This window comes from Pantoea sp. AG1095 (assembly GCF_003208415.1).
Lineage (GTDB): Bacteria > Pseudomonadota > Gammaproteobacteria > Enterobacterales > Enterobacteriaceae > Pantoea > Pantoea leporis.
Window position 1 is genome coordinate 1040129 of the sequence record NZ_QKMJ01000001.1, and the last position, 14296, is coordinate 1054424.

The window sequence follows — 14296 nt, forward strand, 5'->3', positions numbered from 1 at the left end:
GAGCCTTAGTCAGGTTTTGATTTTAGTGATAATACGCTAACTTGCAGCGCCTCAGAAGAGGCCTGTCAGGAAAAGTTGACAGCCAGAGGCAGGTGATAAAGGGAAGTGTAACGGAGCGACCAACAAAAATCCCGCCGAATATGCGTGGTAACACAGATAATTTTACCTTTCACGCCAGTTGCAGCGTGAAAGGTACGCAAGTGCTGATTATTTAGCAGCCTGCCCTGCTTTATCCCCACTTTTTACCAGGGATTCTTTCAGCTGACCGATTAACTCGCGACGGAAATCGCCCAGACGCGGCTTATCATCTTCCAGCCACGGTAACGGGCGACACAGCTCCATCGCTTTAATGCCGAGACGTGCGGTGAGCAAACCGGCACCGATCCCTTGCGCAGCGCGGGTTGACAGGCGTGCGGCAAGATCCTGTGACATCCAATCCATCCCGACTTCGCGCACCAGTTCGGAAGCCCCGGCAAACGCCATATTGAGCAGCACTAAGCGGAACAGGCGGATGCGGCTAAAGTAACCCAGCTCAATGCCATAGATCGCCGCGATGCGATTGACCAGCCGCAGATTGCGCCAGGCGATAAACGCCATGTCTACCAAAGCCAGCGGGCTGACGGCGATCATTAACGTCGATTCGGCGGCGTGACGGCTTATTTCCCGGCGCGCCTGACGATCCAGCACCGGCTGCACCAGTTGGGCATATAAGGTGACGATTTCACGATCGTTGTGGGTTTCATGCAGCGCCGCATGCCAGCGCTGCAGTGCAGGATGCGCCTGATCAAGCTGCGCCTGTTGCGCCAGCTTTTCACAGAACGCACGGCCTTTGCCGACGCCGTGACTGTGCAGCAATTCGCGGCCAATATCGCGCTCTTCGGCCCGCTGACGCAGACGATATAAACGCCGCCATTCGCCAATCAGCGCACCCGCCCCCGCGGCGACAATCAATGTGCCCGCCACGCCGGTGCCGAGGGTAAACCAGTCGCGCACCAGCCACGCATCGTGCAGCGTTTGCGCGCCCTGCGCCACCACGCTGACGCCGAAAATTGCCAGGCCAACGCCCACCATTTTACGCCACAGGCTGCGCTTCGGCCGCAGCGCGGCTTCCACCACTTTTTCGCCTTCGCCCTCTTCCAACGGCTCGGCTTCCGCCGTGGCGAGAAAGGCTTTCTCGCTGTCCGCGCTAAAGGTTTGTGCGGCGCGCAGCGGTTTTTCCGCTTCAACCGTCAGCGGACGGGCAAAATCAATGCGTCCTTTCAAAGGTGTTTCGTCGCTCATCGCAATTTATCTCCCAATAAAAACTCCAGCGCGGCATCCATGCGAATGTGCGGCAGCGGGCGATCGACATCCAGCTGCTGCGGCCGGAACTGTTCAAACTGAAATCCCTGCTGCTGCCAGAAATTGTGGCCAGGCAAGCGTGGCGGCACTTCGCCGGGATAAAACGTCAGCGCTTCATTATCGGCTAAACGATGACCGCGCAACGCCGGTAATTTCTCGCCACGATGATCAACCAGCCCACTTTCTGTGGCCTGCACCGAGGCTAAACCGAGGCAATCCATATTGATGCCTTCGAACGCCGCGTTCTGCCACGCGTCCTGCACCAGTTGCTGCAGCAGCGACACCATATTGGCGTGCTGATCCGAAGTCACATGATCGGCTTTGGTGGCGGCAAACAGCAGCTTATCGATCACCGGAGAGAACAGACGGCGGAACAGCGTGCGCTGACCGTAGTGGAAACTCTGCATCAGTTGCGTCAAGGCGAGACGCATATCGTTGAACGCTTGCGGCCCGCTGTTAAGCGGTTGCAGACAATCGACCAGCACGATTTGGCGATCGAAACGCAGGAAATGATTTTTATAGAATCCTTTCACCACGTGCTGGCAGTAATAGTTGAAACGCTGCTGCAGCATGGCGAAGTTGCTGCCTGCTGGCGCTTGCGCCAGCTTGCTAACCTGCATCTCGTCGACCTGCGGCCACGGGAAGAACTGCAGCGCGGGCGCGCCGGCCATATCGCCCGGCAATACAAAGCGGCCCGGCTGGATAAAGTGCAAGCCTTCGCTTTTGCATTGGTGCAGATAGTCGGTCCAGGCAGCGGCAATCGCTGCCAGACGATTTTCATCGGCGGGCGCAAAAGGATCGAGATCGGCGCACAAGCTGCGCCATTGTGCTGACCAGCCCGCGCGATCGCCCTGCAGCAAGCCCACCATCTGGCGTGACCAGCTGAGATAATCCTGCGCCAGCATCGGCAGATCCAGCAGCCATTCGCCGGGGTAATCGATAATTTCAAGGTAGAGCGTGGCGGTATCTTTGAAATGGCGCAGCAGCGATTCATCCGGCCGATAGCGCAGCGCCAGGCGCATTTCGCTTACGCCACGCGTCGGCGTCGGCCACATCGGCGGCGTGCCGTACAGTTGCGCCAGACCTTCGTCGTAGGTGAAACGCGGCGTGCCGAGTTCACGCTGCGGCACGCGCTTGACGCCCAGCAGGCGATCTTCGCGCACCACGGAAAACAGCGGCAAACGTGCGCCGCTGTGGACATTGAGAAGCTGGTTAACCAGCGAAGTGATAAACGCGGTTTTGCCGCTACGGCTTAAACCGGTTACAGCCAGGCGCAGATGGCGGTCAACACCGCGGTTCATCAACGCCACAAATTCATTTTGCAGTCTTTTCATCGTTCTCCCTGATGAATCGTGCCGATAAGCGTTTAAACGCTTTGCTCAGCAACGGTTCCAGGGCGGCCGCCAGCAACAGGCGCAGCGGACGGCGCGCCACCGATTTCACCGCCCAGCCAGCGATACCGCCGGGCCCGTAAGTTACTGCACTAATGATGATAAATTTCCCCGCCGACATCAACGCAGGTGTCGCGCGACGGCGCAGAGCAGTAAAACGTTGAGTTTGCATAGAGCCTCTTATCACAATAGAAGAAGTGGGCCCGAAAGCCCGGGAATTTAGATCTGGCGGAAGCGGCTGCGCACGCTAAACGTCTCTGAAGTGACGTAGCGTTCAACTTCACGCACCTTTCGCTCATCGCTTTGCAGCGTTGTTTCCAGCTCGTCGAGCAGTTCACGTGCGCTGGGTGCCCGTTCAGATGTCGCATCAACGGGTTTCTCGTCCAGCACAAAGCCCAGAATAAAATAGGCGACGATGGTGAACATAAACAGTCCAAGGAGCAGCGACAGCACCACAATCACACGCAGCAAGCGCACCGGAATGTCGAGGTACTCGGCGATACCCGCGCAGACGCCGCGTACTTTGCCCTGCTGCGGAATGCGCCACAGTTTACGGCCATTCATCATGGTTGCCTCCAGTTTGGATGTTCGGCATCCAAAATGGCTTCCAGTGCTTCAACACGCTCACGCATGCGGCGGGCATCCTGGGTAATTTGTTGCAAACGCTGCAGGTCACTCGACGATAGATCGGCGCCGCCGTTGCGTTTGTTGCTGTAATGCAGCCATAACCAAATTGGTGCGACAAACAGCACGAAAATCGTTAAAGGTATGGCTAAAAAAAGTGCGCTCATTGACTCTCCTTAATCACTAACACCATTTTTAACTCGGGCCCGCAATCAGGCCCGTGGCGATCACTCAGGGCGGTTCATTTTAGCTTTCAGCGCGGCCAGCTGCTGGCTGATTTCATCATCGGCTTTCAGCTCGGCGAACTCCTGATCCAAACCTTTTGGTTTACCAAAACGCTGGCTTTCTGCTTCTGCTTCCATGTGATCGATGCGACGTTCAAAGGATTCGAAACGTGCCATCGCATCATCAATCTTGCCGCTGTCGAGCTGACGACGCACATCACGTGATGACGATGCTGCCTGATGGCGCAGCGTTAACGCCTGCTGACGCGCACGGGTTTCAGTGAGTTTTTTCTCCAGCTCACCGATCTCGCCTTTCATGCGGTCCAGCGTCTCTTCAACCTGAGTCGATTCCTGCTGCAGCGCAGCAATCAAATCGGTCAGCTTTTGCTTCTCAATTAAAGCAGCACGCGCCAGATCTTCTTTACCTTTATTAATCGCCAGCTCCGCTTTTTCCTGCCATTCGGCCTGCTGAATTTCAGCCTGCTCGCTGCGGCGCAGCAGCTGTTTCTTTTCGGCCAGCGCACGGGCTGAGGTTGAACGGACTTCTACCAGCGTATCTTCCATTTCCTGAATCATCAGGCGTACCAGTTTCTGCGGATCTTCGGCGCGCTCCAGCAGAGAGTTGATGTTAGCGTTCACGATGTCGGCGAAACGAGAAAAAATACCCATAATGATGTTCCTCAAATTTTGTGTGTAGGTGCGCGAGGCGCCCTTCACTAATACAATTCGCGTGCCAACTTTTAATTTATTGATTTTACGCGATTTTTTTATTTTACATCCGCCTGGACATCGCTTAAAGTAGTGAAATTGATTAATCAGTGGCGAATTTAATCATGGCGAACAGTTCAGACAACCTGTTAGGCGAATCGAATAACTTTCTGGAAGTATTGGAACAGGTTTCGCGCTTAGCGCCGCTGGAAAAACCGGTGCTGGTGATTGGCGAGCGCGGAACCGGCAAAGAGCTGATTGCCAGCCGCCTGCATTATCTGTCAAACCGCTGGGAAGGTCCGTTTGTTTCGCTGAACTGCGCTGCGCTAAATGAAAACCTGCTCGATTCCGAACTCTTCGGTCATGAAGCTGGCGCGTTTACCGGGGCGCAAAAACGCCATCTGGGACGCTTCGAACGCGCTGATGGCGGCACGCTGTTTCTTGATGAACTCGCCACCGCGCCGATGCTAGTGCAGGAGAAATTGCTGCGCGTGATTGAATACGGACAGCTGGAACGCGTTGGCGGTAATCAATCTTTGCAGGTGAATGTGCGTTTGGTGTGCGCCACCAATGAAGATCTGCCGGCGCTTGCCGCCGCCGGTAAATTCCGCGCCGACCTGCTCGATCGCCTCGCCTTTGATGTGGTGCAGCTGCCGCCGCTGCGTGAACGCCGCAGCGACATACTGGTGATGGCCAACCATTTCGCCATTCAGATGTGCCGCGAACTGGGCTTGCCGCTGTTCCCTGGCTTCAGCGATCGCGCTCAGCTGACGTTGCTCAATCACAGCTGGCCCGGCAACGTGCGTGAACTGAAGAACGTAGTCGAGCGTTCGGTTTATCGCCATCACAGCGCCGACGATGAGCTGGATAACATTATCATTAACCCGTTCGCCCCCCGCACGCCGCCCGCCGACGTCATTGCCCAGGCGGACGTATCTGCCTTGCCTTCCCTGCCGCTGGATTTGCGTCAGTGGCAAAATCAACAGGAACGCGAGCTGGTTGAAGCGAGTTTACAGCAAGCCAAATACAACCAGCGCCGCGCCGCCGAGTTATTGCGTGTGACGTATCACCAATTACGCGCCATGATGAAAAAGCACGGTATTCAGGCCCGTGACGAAAATTAACCAGGTCGCCATAAATGGCGTGTATTAATTTGATTTTATTTTTTTTAAGCAAATCGCACGGTGTTTTTTTCTAACTGTTTCGAGTGGATGCAAGGCGGCAAGCGAGGACATCCCTGGGAGCATACATAAGTATGTGACCAGGGTGGACGAGCGCAGCCAACGCGGCAGCCGCTCGAAACAGGACGAAAAAAGGCCCGCGGGTTAACGCGGGCAACTAATACTGGAAGCAATGTGAGCAATGTCGTGCTCTTCTTCGGTAGAGCCACCGTCGAAGCGCAGAAGAATAATAATCATTCTTATTATCATCTGTAAACCCCTAATTGAGAATTTTTCTCATCTCCACACAGAGATTGTGATTACCCCATCGCCAGTTTGGCGAAAAACACAGCAGAAGCGTCGCGAATTTGGGGAGTACGTGGCGTTTAAGATACACTCACGCTATTGCCTCAGAATCGTTGAGTTCTATGCCAAAATTATTCCCCTCTCTGCTGCTGGGTCTCAGCATGATGAGCGCGTCAGCGTGGGCCGCGCCAACGGACAACATCCGCAACAGCGGTTTTGTCTATTGCGTTAACGGCACGGTTAATACCTTCAATCCACAAATGGTCAGCAGCGGTTTAGTCGTTGATACGCTGGCGGCGCAGCTGTATGACCGGCTGCTGGACGTGGATCCTTATACTTATCGGCTGATTCCCGACCTCGCCCAGAGCTGGGAAGTGCGTGATAACGGCGCAACCTACCGTTTTCACCTGCGTAAAGATGTCGCCTTCCAGCACACCAACTGGTTTAAACCGACGCGGAAAATGAACGCCGATGATGTGGTGTTCAGTTTTGCACGCATGTTTGATCGCAAGCATCCGTGGCACAACGTCAACGGCGGCAGCTATCCCTATTTTGATAGCCTGCAGTTTGCCGATTCAGTGCAGAGCGTGAAAAAGCTGGATAGCGATACGGTTGAAATCCGCCTGAACAGCCCGGACGCCTCTTTCTTGTGGCATATCGCGACGCATTACGCGCCGATTTTGTCGCAGGAGTACGCCAATAAACTCAGCGCTAAAGGCCAGCAGGAACAGCTGGACCGCGAACCGGTCGGCACCGGCCCGTTCCAGTTGAGCGAATACCGTACCGGGCAATATCTCCGCCTGGCGCGTAATCCGCAGTACTGGAAAGGCGTGCCGCGTCTGCAGCAGGTGGTGATTGATTTGGGCGTCGGCGGCACCGGAAGGTTATCCAAACTGCTGACCGGCGAATGCGATGTGCTGGCCTATCCCGCCGCCAGCCAGCTGAGCATTTTGCGTGACGATCCGCGCCTGCGCATGACGCTGCGTCCTGGCATGAACATCGCCTATCTGGCGTTCAACACGCGCAAACCGCCACTGGATCGCCCGGAAGTGCGTCACGCGCTGGCGCTGGCGATCAATAACGAACGCCTGATGGAGTCGATCTATTACGGCACCGCCGAAACTGCCGCCTCCATTTTGCCGCGTGCGTCCTGGGCGTATGACAACGATGCGCGCGTCACCGAATACAATCCGGCTAAAGCGCGTGAAGAGTTGAAAGCGCTGGGGCTGGAAGATTTGCATTTACGTTTAGTGGTGCCCTCCTCCTCGCAGTCGTGGAATCCCAGCCCGCTAAAAACCGCTGAATTGTTGCAAGCGGATTTGGCTCAGGTTGGCGTGCGCGTCACTATCGCGCCGGTGGAAGGCCGCTTCCAGGAAGCGCAGTTGATGGAGATGAACCATGACCTCACGCTCACCGGCTGGGCAACCGACAGTAACGATCCCGACAGTTTCTTCCGTCCGCTGTTAAGCTGCGCGGCGATCCGTTCGCAAACCAACTACGCACACTGGTGCTCGCCCGCCTTTGATGAGGCTTTGCAGCATGCACTGTTGTCCCAGCAGCTATCGGCGCGCATTGATAGCTACGACAAGGCACAGCAGATTTTGGCGCAGGAGTTGCCGGTGCTGCCGCTGGCGTCGTCGCTGCGTTTGCAAGCCTATCGGCATGATATCAAAGGCCTGGTGCTGAGCCCGTTTGGTAACGCTTCGTTCGCCGGCGTTTACCGCGATGAGAGCAGCGAGGAGTAAGCATGATTATCTATATTCTGCGTCGCGTGGTGCTGCTGCTCATCACCCTGTTTTTGCTGTCGCTGGTGAGCTTCAGTCTGAGCTACTTCACACCAAATGCCCCGCTCGAAGGCGCATCGCTGTTTGATGCGTGGTGGTTCTGGTTCAAGGGCTTGCTGCAGTTCGATTTTGGCGTCTCCAGCACCAACGGCCAGCCGATTGATCTTCAGCTGCGCGAAGTGTTTCCCGCCACGCTGGAGCTATGCGTAATGGCATTTATTCTGGCGCTACTGGTGGGCATTCCGCTGGGAATTTGCGCCGGCGTGATGCGCAAAAAATGGCAGGATAAAGCCATTAGCGCGCTGGCGCTGCTTGGCTTCTCGATGCCGGTATTCTGGCTGGCGCTCCTGTTTACGCTGTTCTTCTCGTTAACGCTTGGCTGGTTGCCGGTGTCCGGACGTTTCGACCTGCTCTATCCGGTGCAAAACGTTACCGGCTTTGCGCTGATTGATGCCTGGCTGAGCCCGTCGCCGTGGCGTCATGAAATGCTGGTCAGCGCCTTAACGCACATGATTCTGCCGGTGGTCGTTCTCGCCGTTGCGCCTGCTACCGAGATGATCCGCTTACTGCGCAGCAGCACCAGCGATGTGATGGACAAAAACTACGTCAAAGCCGCCGCCACGCGCGGCCTGTCGCGCTTCACGGTGATCCGCCGCCACGTGCTGCACAATGCGCTGCCGCCGGTGATTCCGCGCCTTGGGCTGCAATTTTCCACCATGCTGACGTTGGCGATGATCACCGAGGTGGTGTTCAACTGGCCGGGCCTCGGCCGCTGGCTGATTAACGCCATTCGCCAGCAGGATTACGCGGCGATTTCCGCTGGCGTGATGGTGGTGGGCGGTCTGGTGATTCTGGTCAGCGTGTTATCCGATATTCTGGGTGCGGCGCTTAACCCGCTGAAACATAAGGAATGGTATGCCCTTAGATAATGTCTACGACGAGAAGCGGCTGCCCAGCACGCTGCGTCGCAGCTGGCAGCGCTTGTATCGCGATACCAGCGGCATGGTCGGCTTATACGGCTTTGGCCTGCTGCTGTTCCTGTGCCTGTTTGGCGGCCTGCTGGCGCCGTATGGCATCGATCAGCAATTCCTGGGTTATCAGCTGCTGCCGCCATCGTGGTCGCGCTACGGCGATGTCTCCTTTTTCCTCGGCACCGACGATTTAGGCCGTGATGTGCTGAGCCGCCTGCTGAGCGGCGTAGCGCCGACCGTGGGATCGGCGATTTTGGTGACGGTGCTGGCGGCAATTTGTGCGCTGGTGCTTGGCGTGTTTGCCGGTATCACGCACGGCATGCGCTCGGCGGTGATGAATCACGTGCTGGATACCTTACTGTCGATTCCCTCGCTGCTGCTGGCGATTATCGTGGTGGCATTTCTCGGCCCGCGCCTGGAACACGCGATGCTGGCGGTGTTTCTCGCGCTGATCCCACGTCTGGTGCGCGAGATCTATACTGCTGTGCATGATGAGATGGAAAAAGAGTATGTGGTGGCGCTGCGTCTTGATGGCGCGCGCAACCTGAATATCTTGTGGAATGCGGTGCTGCCTAACGTGCTGCCGCTGCTGGTGAGCGAATTTACCCGCTCGCTGTCGATGGCGATTCTGGACATCGCCGCACTCGGTTTCCTCGATCTTGGCGCGCAGCTGCCCTCACCCGAATGGGGTGCGATGCTGGGTGACGCGCTGGAGCTGATCTACGTTGCGCCGTGGACGGTCATGCTGCCGGGCGTGGCGCTGATGGTCAGCGTGTTGATCGTTAACCTGCTGGGCGACGGCATTCGTCGCGCTGTAGAAGCGGGAGTTGAATAATGCCGCTACTGGATATCCGTAACCTGACCATCGAATTTATGACCGCTGACGGTCCGGTCAAAGCGGTTGATCGCATCAACCTGACGCTAAGCGAAGGCGAAATCCGCGGTTTGGTGGGTGAATCGGGTTCAGGCAAAAGTCTGATCGCCAAAGCAATTTGCGGCGTCACCAAAGATAACTGGCGCGTCACCGCCGATCGCATGGTGTTTGATGATATTGATCTGCTGCGCCTGTCACCGCGCGAACGCCGTCGGATTGTCGGCCATAACGTGTCGATGATTTTTCAGGAGCCGCAATCCTGTCTTGATCCGTCAGAAAGTATTGGTCGCCAGCTGATGCAGGCGATTCCGCGTTGGACGCACAAAGGCCGTTGGTATAAACGGCTGTGGTTCTGGCGCAAAGTGCGCGCCATTGAGCTGCTGCATCGCGTCGGCATCAAAGATCATAAAGACATCATGCGCAGTTTCCCGTATGAACTCACCGACGGCGAATGCCAAAAGGTGATGATCGCCATCGCGCTGGCCAATCAGCCGCGTTTGCTGATCGCCGATGAACCAACCAATGCGATGGAGCCGACCACGCAGGCGCAAATTTTCCGCCTGCTGAGCCGCCTCAATCAGAATAACAACACCACCATTTTGCTGATCAGCCACGATCTGCGCACCATGAGCCACTGGGCTGACCGCATTAATGTGATGTATTGCGGCCAGACGGTGGAGATCGCGCAAAGCGAAGAGTTAATGGAGTCACCGCATCATCCTTACACGCAGGCGCTGATCCGGGCGATGCCCGATTTCGGTAGCGCGCTGCCGCACAAAAGCCGCCTCAACACGCTTTCTGGCGCGATTCCTTCACTGGAACATCTGCCGATTGGCTGTCGTCTGGGGCCGCGCTGCCCGTATGCGCAGCGTAAGTGCATCGAAACACCGCGCCTGACCGGCAATAAAGCGCATCTGTTTGCTTGTCACTTCCCGCTGAATATGGAGAGCCAGTAAACATGGAAACGCTGCTGGAAGTGCGCAACCTGAGTAAAACCTACCGCTATCGCACCGGTTTGTTCCGTCGTCAGCACGTTGAGGCGGTGAAAGGCGTCAGTTTTACCCTGCGTGAAAAACAGACGCTGGCGGTGATTGGTGAAAACGGTTCGGGAAAATCGACGCTGGCAAAAATGCTCAGCGGCATGGTCGAGCCGAGCGAGGGCGAAATGCTGATTGACGATCATCCGCTGGAGTACGGTGATTATGGTTATCGCAGCCAGCGCATTCGCATGATTTTTCAGGATCCTTCAACCTCGCTGAATCCGCGCCAGCGCATCAGCCAGATACTCGATTTCCCGCTGCGCCTGAATACCGAGCTGGATGATGACGCGCGTGAAAAACGCATTATCGCCACGCTGCGTCAGGTCGGTTTGCTGCGCGACCACGCCGGATACTATCCGCACATGCTGGCGCCGGGCCAGAAGCAGCGCCTGGCGCTGGCGCGAGCGCTGATTCTGCAGCCAAAAGTGATCGTCGCCGATGAAGCCCTCGCCTCGCTGGATATGACCATGCGTTCACAGCTGGTAAACCTGATGCTGGAACTGCAGGAGAAGCACGGCATCGCCTATATTTATGTCACGCAGCATCTCGGCATGATGAAGCACATCAGCGATCAGGTGCTGGTGATGCATCAGGGCGAAGTGGTCGAGCGCGGCGGCACCGCCGATGTATTGGCCTCGCCGCTGCACGATCTCACCAAGCGCCTGATCACCAGCCACTTTGGTGAAGCCTTAACCGCCGAAGCCTGGCGCCGCGAGCGTTAAGGCGCCGAAAACGCGGTGCGATTTACCGCATTTATAGAGACGTGCTAGACTTCGCACGAGATTAACGTCGGTCGCCTGTTTTTCAACCACCGCGACCGCCAACAACAATGACCAAAAGGATTACAGCTATGGGTTTTCTTTCCGGTAAGCGCATTCTGATTACTGGCGTTGCCAGTAAACTCTCAATCGCCTACGGTATTGCGCAGGCGATGCACAAACAGGGCGCAGAACTGGCTTTCACCTACCAGAACGACAAATTGAAAAGTCGTGTGGAAGAGTTTGCTAAAGATCTGGGTTCAGACATTGTTCTGCCATGCGATGTGGCTGAAGACGAGAGCATCACTGCGCTGTTCACCGAACTGGCAAAAACCTGGCCGAAATTTGACGGTTTCGTTCACTCCATCGGTTTCGCACCTGGCGATCAGCTGGATGGCGATTACGTGAATGCCGTGACCCGTGAAGGCTTCAAGATCGCTCACGACATTAGCGCGTACAGCTTTGTTGCGATGGCGAAAGAGTGCCGTGCGATGCTGAACCCGAATTCCGCCCTGCTGACCTTGTCTTACCTGGGTGCAGAGCGCGCCATCCCGAACTACAACGTGATGGGTCTGGCGAAAGCGTCTCTGGAAGCTAACGTACGCTACATGGCGAACGCGATGGGTCCAGAAGGCACGCGTGTTAACGCCGTTTCTGCCGGTCCAATCCGTACGCTGGCTGCATCAGGCATCAAAGATTTCCGTAAAATGCTGGCGCACTGCGAAGCGGTTACCCCGATTCGTCGTACCGTTACCATCGAAGACGTGGGTAACTCAGCTGCATTCCTGTGCTCTGATCTGGCGGGTGGTATCACCGGTGAAGTGGTACACGTTGATGGCGGCTTCAGCATTGCCGCAATGAACGAGCTGGAACTGAAATAAGATTTACCCAAGGTCGCCTTTCATGGCGACCTCCTCTTCAAATAACGCCTTCCTTATACTCGTAAGCTATTAATTATTCCCCAACATTCTTTTGCCGTGGACAGCCGTTCAGCGACGATAAGCTAGCCCTTTGTTGCATGCCTGCTTTTCAGATTCGCACGCTGTGCAGCAAGTCCGTTTTTAGCGCAAGGAATGACCATGGAACAACGCCGTTCTCCCGGCCATGACCACTGGTTTTATGAAAGCCAGACTCGCCCGAATAGCACCGCCACTGCGCCGCTGGTGCCCGAAGCCGCCTATATCGACGATCGTTTCCTACTCGGTTTGCAACAGGAAGCGACCGCGTTACAGCCGCTGTTGTCGCGTTTTCAGCCTGCGTTATTGGCCGCGCGCGATCTCAGCCAGATTATGTTTCCCGATACGCTTGCCACCAGTTTGACCCACACCTTAACGCTGTACGATCGCCTCAGCACCGCGCTAACGGTGGCGCAGGTCGCAGGTGTGCAGCGCTTGTGCAATCACTACTCCGCCCGGCTCAATCCGTTGCCGGGTCCGGACTCGTCACGTGAAAGTAATAATCGCCTGACGCAAATCACCCAATATGCGCGTCAACTGGCGATGCAGCCGGAACTGATCACCGCCAGCAGCATCAGCGCGCTGGACGCGGTGGGCTTAACCGAGCCCGATATCGTCACGCTGAATCAACTGGTGGGATATGTCAGCTATCAGTCACGCGTGGTGGCATCGCTGCAGGCGATGATGGGCTTGCCGGTGCGCTGGATTCCGGGCGTAACACCGCCGCCGGACGCCAGCGCAGCGCTGTTTACCGGCAACGACGGCTGGCAGCACGCGTTGAAACCGGTTGAACTGCGCTATGCCAGCGCCGATCAACTGGCGGCGGTTACTTTCTGTCAGGGTATCGAGGGATTGGATGATGCCATTTGGCTGCTGGTGCACGATGCGCAAGTGCTGTATGGCTTCGCCACGCTAAAACAGCGGCTGAGTGAACATTTTGCCGGTGATGAAGCGCTGGCGCAGGCGGTTAGCGCACGCGTGCTGGGTTGTCGACGTCAGTTTGATTTTGTTACCGATGAATGGCGTGACGCACTGCTGCAGGATGTCGAAAGCGCTGGCGCAGCATCGCCGGTGATTTCACTCAGCGCCCAGCTCACTCGCCTGCCCGACCGCTTCAGCGCTGCACATTTGCAGCCGCTGCTGAACGCGGGCTGGGGCAGCGAACGCATCTTCACGCTGTTGCAAGCGGTGGCTTTCGCCAGCTGGCAGGATCGCCTGCTGATGGCGCTCGGCGAAACCCGTTAATCGGGCAGATGTCGCCGCGCTTCATCAAAGAAATGCTGAGCCAGCGGCGATGCTCTGCCCGGCTCGGCAATCACTAATGCCGCCTGCCGGCCCATCGGCGCCATCTCAATCGGCCGCCGCGCCAGATTCTGCATCAGCTCCGGCAACAGATGTCCGCATGGCGACACCATCACGCCTAAACCAACCTGCGCACTTTGCAGCAGTTGCATGATCGACGCGCTCTCAACAATCACACGTGGGATCAAGCCGGTTTCCCGCAGCTGCCCATCAAGATAGCGTCGAAAATAGCGCGTGGGTTCTGCCAGACACAGCGGCTGGCAGGCAAGCGTGGCGAGCGAGATGTTCTCTTGTTCCAGCAGCGCCGGAAAGTGCGCCGGATTGAACAGCGCCTCGACGCCCGGATCTTTCAACAGCGCAGTTTGAAAATGCAGCTCGCGCAGTGACGTCAGTTCAAAAAAGCCGATACCGCCATCCACGGTGTGGCTGTTAAGCGCTTCCAGCAGCTGATCGGCGCTCATCGCGGCCACGCGATAATCCAGCTGTGGATAACGCGCTTCAACCGCTTTCAACAACGCTGGCAGCGCCACGCTGCACTGCGGCATAACGCCAAGCCGCAAGGTGCCGTTGACGCCATGCTTGAGCGACTCCACTTCCAGCTTCAATCCCTGATACACCGAAACAATTTCCCGCGCCCAGGTCAGCACGCGCTCGCCTTCCGGCGTAAAGCCATCGAAATTATTACTGCGGTTGATCAGCGAAAGCCCTAATTCGCGTTCGAGGTTTTTCAGACGCATCGATAGCGTCGGCTGGCTGACAAAGCTGACCTCTGCCGCGCGGCCAAAGTGGCGTTCGCGTTCAAGATTTGTCAGATAGATTAATTGTTTGATGTCCATGGAAAGCAGAATTGGCTGGAA

15 protein-coding genes are annotated in these 14296 nt (G+C 56.6%); 8 read left to right on the forward strand and 7 right to left on the reverse strand.

Annotated features, from left to right (window positions below; translation table 11 throughout):
* Nucleotides 1-207 precede the first annotated feature (207 nt).
* From DEU53_RS04940 to pspA, 6 genes are read right to left on the reverse strand one after another with little or no spacing between them, the layout of a single operon-like run.
* Entirely contained in the window at nucleotides 208-1281 is a 1074-nt protein-coding gene (locus tag DEU53_RS04940; RefSeq protein ID WP_110866230.1) for a YcjF family protein, read from the reverse strand.
* Nucleotides 1278-2675: a YcjX family protein gene (locus DEU53_RS04945; RefSeq protein ID WP_110866231.1), complete on the reverse strand. Its 1398-nt coding sequence runs from the start codon at nucleotides 2673-2675 to the stop codon at nucleotides 1278-1280. The genes DEU53_RS04940 and DEU53_RS04945 overlap by 4 nt, the downstream gene beginning before the upstream one ends.
* Entirely contained in the window at nucleotides 2656-2904 is a 249-nt protein-coding gene (gene pspD / locus DEU53_RS04950; protein WP_007888070.1) for a phage shock protein PspD, read from the reverse strand. Before pspD ends, DEU53_RS04945 begins: the two co-directional genes overlap by 20 nt.
* Nucleotides 2905-2951: 47 nt before the next feature.
* Complete coding sequence (gene pspC, locus DEU53_RS04955; RefSeq protein WP_110866232.1) at nucleotides 2952-3299, reverse strand: envelope stress response membrane protein PspC; 348 nt, start codon at nucleotides 3297-3299, stop codon at nucleotides 2952-2954.
* Nucleotides 3296-3523: an envelope stress response membrane protein PspB gene (gene pspB, locus DEU53_RS04960; protein WP_007888081.1), complete on the reverse strand. Its 228-nt coding sequence runs from the start codon at nucleotides 3521-3523 to the stop codon at nucleotides 3296-3298. The genes pspC and pspB overlap by 4 nt, the downstream gene beginning before the upstream one ends.
* Nucleotides 3524-3583: 60 nt before the next feature.
* Nucleotides 3584-4249 (reverse strand): phage shock protein PspA, encoded by a 666-nt coding sequence (gene pspA, locus DEU53_RS04965; protein ID WP_008106471.1) that lies wholly within the window; start codon nucleotides 4247-4249, stop codon nucleotides 3584-3586.
* Nucleotides 4250-4413: 164 nt separating this feature from the next.
* Here pspA and pspF point away from each other — a divergent pair, with 164 nt between their 5' ends.
* The 8 genes from pspF to DEU53_RS05005 all read left to right on the forward strand — a co-directional run bounded on the left by pspF (nucleotide 4414) and on the right by DEU53_RS05005 (nucleotide 13382).
* Nucleotides 4414-5412 carry a phage shock protein operon transcriptional activator gene (gene pspF, locus DEU53_RS04970; RefSeq protein WP_110866233.1) on the forward strand — a complete coding sequence of 333 codons (999 nt, stop codon included), beginning with the start codon at nucleotides 4414-4416 and terminating at the stop codon, nucleotides 5410-5412.
* A gap of 464 nt (nucleotides 5413-5876) precedes the next feature.
* Nucleotides 5877-7499, forward strand: coding sequence for an ABC transporter substrate-binding protein SapA (sapA, locus tag DEU53_RS04975; protein ID WP_110866234.1), 1623 nt, complete (start codon nucleotides 5877-5879; stop codon nucleotides 7497-7499).
* Between the two features lie 2 nt (nucleotides 7500-7501).
* Nucleotides 7502-8467, forward strand: coding sequence for a putrescine export ABC transporter permease SapB (sapB, locus tag DEU53_RS04980; protein WP_101764290.1), 966 nt, complete (start codon nucleotides 7502-7504; stop codon nucleotides 8465-8467).
* Nucleotides 8454-9344, forward strand: a complete 891-nt coding sequence (gene sapC / locus DEU53_RS04985) for a putrescine export ABC transporter permease SapC (protein WP_101764289.1) — start codon at nucleotides 8454-8456, stop codon at nucleotides 9342-9344. The genes sapB and sapC overlap by 14 nt, the downstream gene beginning before the upstream one ends.
* Nucleotides 9344-10339, forward strand: coding sequence for a putrescine export ABC transporter ATP-binding protein SapD (gene sapD, locus DEU53_RS04990; protein WP_101764288.1), 996 nt, complete (start codon nucleotides 9344-9346; stop codon nucleotides 10337-10339). Before sapC ends, sapD begins: the two co-directional genes overlap by 1 nt.
* A 2-nt stretch (nucleotides 10340-10341) precedes the next feature.
* Nucleotides 10342-11145, forward strand: a complete 804-nt coding sequence (sapF, locus tag DEU53_RS04995) for a putrescine export ABC transporter ATP-binding protein SapF (protein ID WP_110866235.1) — start codon at nucleotides 10342-10344, stop codon at nucleotides 11143-11145.
* A 128-nt stretch (nucleotides 11146-11273) separates the two neighbouring features.
* Entirely contained in the window at nucleotides 11274-12062 is a 789-nt protein-coding gene (gene fabI / locus DEU53_RS05000; RefSeq protein ID WP_007892455.1) for an enoyl-ACP reductase FabI, read from the forward strand.
* Between the two features lie 198 nt (nucleotides 12063-12260).
* The gene (locus tag DEU53_RS05005; protein ID WP_110866236.1) at nucleotides 12261-13382 is read left to right on the forward strand and encodes an oxidoreductase; all 1122 of its coding nucleotides are present in this window, start codon (nucleotides 12261-12263) and stop codon (nucleotides 13380-13382) included.
* On the opposite strand, the gene DEU53_RS05010 is transcribed toward DEU53_RS05005, so the two are convergent.
* Nucleotides 13379-14275 (reverse strand): LysR family transcriptional regulator, encoded by an 897-nt coding sequence (locus DEU53_RS05010; protein WP_110866237.1) that lies wholly within the window; start codon nucleotides 14273-14275, stop codon nucleotides 13379-13381. The genes DEU53_RS05005 and DEU53_RS05010 overlap by 4 nt on opposite strands.
* Nucleotides 14276-14296 lie beyond the last annotated feature (21 nt).

Excerpts from the sequence above, each read along its gene's own strand:
- DEU53_RS04940 (WP_110866230.1), bottom strand. The coding sequence starts at position 1,281 with ATGAGCGACGAAACACCTTTGAAAGGACGCATTGATTTTGCCCGTCCG.
- DEU53_RS04945 (WP_110866231.1), bottom strand. The coding sequence starts at position 2,675 with ATGAAAAGACTGCAAAATGAATTTGTGGCGTTGATGAACCGCGGTGTT.
- pspD (WP_007888070.1), bottom strand. The coding sequence starts at position 2,904 with ATGCAAACTCAACGTTTTACTGCTCTGCGCCGTCGCGCGACACCTGCG.
- pspC (WP_110866232.1), bottom strand. The coding sequence starts at position 3,299 with ATGATGAATGGCCGTAAACTGTGGCGCATTCCGCAGCAGGGCAAAGTA.
- pspB (WP_007888081.1), bottom strand. The coding sequence starts at position 3,523 with ATGAGCGCACTTTTTTTAGCCATACCTTTAACGATTTTCGTGCTGTTT.
- pspA (WP_008106471.1), bottom strand. The coding sequence starts at position 4,249 with ATGGGTATTTTTTCTCGTTTCGCCGACATCGTGAACGCTAACATCAAC.
- pspF (WP_110866233.1), top strand. The coding sequence starts at position 4,414 with ATGGCGAACAGTTCAGACAACCTGTTAGGCGAATCGAATAACTTTCTG.
- sapA (WP_110866234.1), top strand. The coding sequence starts at position 5,877 with ATGCCAAAATTATTCCCCTCTCTGCTGCTGGGTCTCAGCATGATGAGC.
- sapB (WP_101764290.1), top strand. The coding sequence starts at position 7,502 with ATGATTATCTATATTCTGCGTCGCGTGGTGCTGCTGCTCATCACCCTG.
- sapC (WP_101764289.1), top strand. The coding sequence starts at position 8,454 with ATGCCCTTAGATAATGTCTACGACGAGAAGCGGCTGCCCAGCACGCTG.
- sapD (WP_101764288.1), top strand. The coding sequence starts at position 9,344 with ATGCCGCTACTGGATATCCGTAACCTGACCATCGAATTTATGACCGCT.
- sapF (WP_110866235.1), top strand. The coding sequence starts at position 10,342 with ATGGAAACGCTGCTGGAAGTGCGCAACCTGAGTAAAACCTACCGCTAT.
- fabI (WP_007892455.1), top strand. The coding sequence starts at position 11,274 with ATGGGTTTTCTTTCCGGTAAGCGCATTCTGATTACTGGCGTTGCCAGT.
- DEU53_RS05005 (WP_110866236.1), top strand. The coding sequence starts at position 12,261 with ATGGAACAACGCCGTTCTCCCGGCCATGACCACTGGTTTTATGAAAGC.
- DEU53_RS05010 (WP_110866237.1), bottom strand. The coding sequence starts at position 14,275 with ATGGACATCAAACAATTAATCTATCTGACAAATCTTGAACGCGAACGC.